The sequence below is a fragment of the Kitasatospora sp. NPDC001119 genome, from assembly GCF_053598475.1.
This window is the reverse complement of sequence record NZ_JBSFKI010000088.1, coordinates 1-4,267: the sequence shown is the minus strand read 5'-3', so window position 1 is coordinate 4,267 and position 4,267 is coordinate 1. Positions and strand designations below refer to the sequence as shown.

The 4,267-nt window shown below is 68.9% G+C and carries 3 protein-coding genes; 2 read left to right on the top strand and 1 reads right to left on the bottom strand.

Annotated features, from left to right (window positions below; translation table 11 throughout):
• Positions 1–1,271: tyrosine-type recombinase/integrase (locus ACWDD9_RS43720; RefSeq protein WP_449814776.1), on the top strand; the 1,271-nt coding region annotated here is incomplete at its 5' end.
• Positions 1,264–3,708, top strand: a complete 2,445-nt coding sequence (locus tag ACWDD9_RS43715) for a tyrosine-type recombinase/integrase (RefSeq protein ID WP_449814775.1) — start codon at positions 1,264–1,266, stop codon at positions 3,706–3,708. The genes ACWDD9_RS43720 and ACWDD9_RS43715, both read left to right, overlap by 8 nt.
• A 68-nt stretch (positions 3,709–3,776) precedes the next feature.
• Here ACWDD9_RS43715 and ACWDD9_RS43710 read toward each other — a convergent pair whose 3' ends face one another.
• Positions 3,777–4,091, bottom strand: a complete 315-nt coding sequence (locus ACWDD9_RS43710) for a hypothetical protein (RefSeq protein ID WP_449814774.1) — start codon at positions 4,089–4,091, stop codon at positions 3,777–3,779.
• Positions 4,092–4,267 lie beyond the last annotated feature (176 nt).

Here is a 4,267-nt window from a genome sequence, read left to right as displayed (position 1 = left end):
CGCCAGTGCACCGTTATCTGCACTTCCTCTTCTCGTTGATCGCGTTGCTGGTCACGGCAACCAAGGAGAGCGAAGTGGATCTACGCCAAGAACTGATGGAGGGTCGAGCCCAACTTCCCTGTGCTGGAAGCGTGGCGGAGACCGGGAAGGCCCATCCTCCCTACTCCGTCCTCAGTGGGCTCGGGGTCGAGGTCGAGCCGGTCACCGCGTACCTGCGCGATCTGGCGCTCAGCGACAGCAGTCCGCTGACGGCCCGGAGCTACGGCTACGGGATGCTGCGCTGGTTCCGGCTGTTGTGGCTGCTCGACGTGGCCTGGGAGCAAGCGACCGAGGCCGAGGCGGCCGTGCTGACCGGCTGGCTGCGTACGGCCCCGAACCCGCAGCGCCGTCGCCGAAACCCCCAGTCGCCGGCACCGGGGGCCATCAACGCGCGCACCGGGAAGCCGTACCTGGCGGCGGGTTACGCGCCGACGACGATCAACCACGCGTTGTCCGTGGTCAGCGGCTTCTACACGTTCCACGCGCACTACGGGCGCGGTCCGGTGCTGAACCCGGTGCCCGTCGCACCGCAGCGACGCCGTGCCCTGAGTCATCTCAGCCCGCTGGAGCCCAAGCCGGTCCTCGGCCGGGCCCGCCTACGGCAGAAGGTCAGCAGCCGACCGCCGCGCTCGATCCCTGACCCATTGTGGGACGAGTTGTTCGCCGCGATGGGCTGCGATCGGGACCGCGCGCTACTGGACTGCTACGTCACCAGCGGCGCCAGGGCGGAAGAACTGCTGGGCGTGGGCACTGCCGATGTCCACTGGGCCAAGCCCGGCGTCTACGTCGTCTCCAAGGGCACCCGGGAGCGCGAGCTTGTGCCGATCTCGCCGGAGGCGTGCGTCCGGGTCGCCCACTACCTCGACGGCACCGGCGTTCCGCGGTCCGGCGAGCCGTTGTGGCGGACCCGGCACGGTGCGGACCGGCCGCTGAGCTACTGGGCGATGCGGCGGGTGCTGCAACGGGCTCAGCAGGCGCTTGGCACCAACTGGACGCTGCACGACCTTCGGCACACCGCCGCGCACCGGATGGCCAACAGCGGCAAGCTCACCCTCCCCGAGGTCCAGGCCGTTCTGCGCCACGCCAACATCCAGACCACCAGCCGCTATCTCGCGGTGCGAGTCGAGGAGATCTTCGACGCCTTGCTGGAGCACTACAACCGGCCCCGGCCGCAGATCAGCTACCCGACCGGCTACGCGGCCGACGACATCGCGGCGGTGTTCGGTGTCTAGGAATTCCGTCAGCCCCACCACCGGCGTCAGCCGCCGGCACGGCCCCGTTGCCGAGGGTCTGGACTACGCCAGCCGCTTCGTCGGCGGCCCGATGATCCCCGCGCCGGCTACTGCCAGCACACCGCCGCGCCCGTTCGGCGACCTGTCCCGCACCGCGGCCAGGTCGATCGCGCACCTGGCCGTCGAGACGTGGGACGGCGGCACCTCCACACGCCAGCAGCGCGGCATGGCCGCCCGTGCCGTCCTGGACTACCTGGCCGGCTACCCCGGTCTGACCTGGCAGGAGCGATGGGATGCCAGCCCGGTCGGCCAGGGCACGGTCAACGTCAACGACCTGGAGTGCCGTCGCAGCCCGAGCATCAAGCTCACCACCGGCCTGCGCGCGCTCATCTGCCTGCGGGCGATCCAGCCGTCCATGCTTGCCTTCCGGCGCCACCACATGACCACCTTCGCCTCGATGTTCATCTCCGCGCAGAGCGATCCCCTGCTGGACGACTTCGCCGAGAAGGTCGAGGTCCACCAGCACACCTACGCCCACCGCACCGAGGCCCTGTTCGACCTCACCGCTCTCCTGGCCGTCCAGGGCGTCGCCCTGGCCGACGTCACGGCGTCCGCGCTGCTGCACTTCGCGCACGAGAACCGGCGGGCCTGGTCGGTGGTGGCTCCCGGGAACAAGGCCGGCAACCGGCTGCGCGGGCAGGGCGTGTGGCACGTCCTCCACGCCATCGGCCACCTGCCGCCGACCACCCCGGCCACGATGCGGGCCGCTCTCATGCGCGGCCAGAAGAACATCGAGGAACTGGTGGACCAGTACCCCCTGCGCAACCAGGCCGTCCGTGCCCTGCTCATCGAGTACTTCAACCGCCGCCGTGCGGACACCGACTACTCCAGCCTGAAGAACCTGGTGCTCCACCTGGCCCACCACTTCTGGGAGAAGATCGAGCGCATCAACCCCGACCAGGCCGACCTGCGGATCGACCCGGAGGTCTACGCCACCTGGCGGCAGATGATCGCCCTCAAGGACAACGGCGCCCCGCGCGCCGGAGCCGACGGCCTGGTCATCTCGCTCCGCAGCTTCTACTACGACCTGCACACCTGGGCCGCCCAAGAACCCGAGCGCTGGGCGGTGTGGGTCGCGCCCTGCCCGGTCCCGCCAGCCGACCTGCGCGGCCTCGGCGCCAAGCGGCGCCGGATCAACGAGCGCACCGCCGAGCGCACCCGCCAGCGCCAGCCACTGCTGCCCGTCCTCGTCGAACACGTCGAGTCCCGCTACGACCAGGCCCGCGAACTGCTCGAACTCGCCGAACGGGCTGCTGAGGACGAGACCTTCACCTTCGCCGGCACCAGCTACACCCGTGTCCTCAGCGAGTCCGACCGCAAGCTCAGCCGGCAGTCCGCGCCCGTCCCGGCCCGCCTGCGCAACAACGACAGCGGCGAGACGGTCCACATCGCCGCCGAGGAGGAGACCGCGTTCTGGGACTGGGCGTCGGTGGAGACCCTGAGGCACTCCGGAGTGCGGATCGAGGAGCTGTGCGAGCTGAGCCACCTGAGCATCCGGCAGTACCAGCGTCCCGGGGGCGAGGTCATCGCCCTGCTCGTCATCGCCCCGTCGAAGACCGACCGGGAGCGCGTGATCCCGATGTCCGCCGAGCTCTTCCACGTGATCGCCTCGATCGTGCGCCGCCACGCCCGCACCGGTCGGCCGATCCCGCTCCTGCCCCGCTACGACCCGCACGACAAGGTCTGGAGCCCGCCGATGCCGTTCCTGTTCCAGCGGCACAACGGCGCCGTCCCGGCGGTGTTCAACCCCGGCACGATCCAGCAGATGATCCAGCGCCGCTGCCTGGCCCTCGCCGAGGTTCACCCAGGCTTCAAGGGGCTCAAGTTCACACCGCACGACTTCCGCCGGATCTTCATTACCGAGCTCGTCAACAGCGGCCTGCCGATCCACATCGGCGCGGCCCTACTCGGACACCTGAATGTCCAAACCACTCGTGGCTACGTCGCGGTATTCGACGAGGACGTGATCCGCCACTACCAGGAGCACCTGGCACACCGCCGCGAGGTCCGCCCGGAAGGCGAATACCGCGACACCACGCCTGAAGAGTGGACCGAGTTCGAGGAGCACTTCGACCGCCGCAAGGTCGAGCTTGGGTCCTGCGGCCGCCCCTACGGCACCCCGTGCCAGCACGAGCACGCCTGCATCCGCTGCCCGATGCTTCACGTCAACCCGAAGATGCTCGCCCGCCTGGCTGAACTCGAAGACGATCTGCTCGTGCGTCGCGCCCGGGCTGAGGCCGAGGGCTGGCGCGGCGAGACGGAAGGGATCGACCTGACGCTCAGCTTCCTGCGGGCCAAGAGAGACGAAACCGAGCGGCGACTTCGCCGGCCCGCCGTCGCTCTCGGCTTGCCGAAGCTTGGGCCTGCCCGACACTGACCTGGCCCTTCGCATGCCTGTCGGGCTGCCGTCCCGGTCTAGGCAGCCCGACAGGCACAAGGACTCAGTTACTGCGGAAGCTCTTCGGCCCACGGCGTCCCGAAGAAGTCATAGGTCATCACGTTGATGCTATCCAGGCCAGCGGCGAACAAGCCTGGCAAGGACTTCGCCGCGGGCACAGGCGTTGTCTCGTACACCGCGACAGCCTGTCCCTCCTCGTTCACCACTGGGATGCCCGAGGGAATGGCCTTCCCGCCAGTGACGACCAGCACGGCCACCCCGTCCCTGTACTCAAGCTTCAACGTGCTCACGTCTTCGGGGCTGACCTCGTCCGCGGCCACGGCGGACAGGGCAAACCCGTCGAGCTCCTCGTTGCTGGTCATCTTCACTCCTCAGCTAGGCGGGCGCCACCACCTGACGCCTGATCATCTATGCCTCACGCCAGCCAGGTTCAACCCACTTCAAGCCGCCCCACCGCCCTCGCAGAGCACAAGAGAGGCCGTCACCCAACCATGGCACTCCGAATAGCCACCCATTCGAGTGAAGTGCAGAGAAGCAC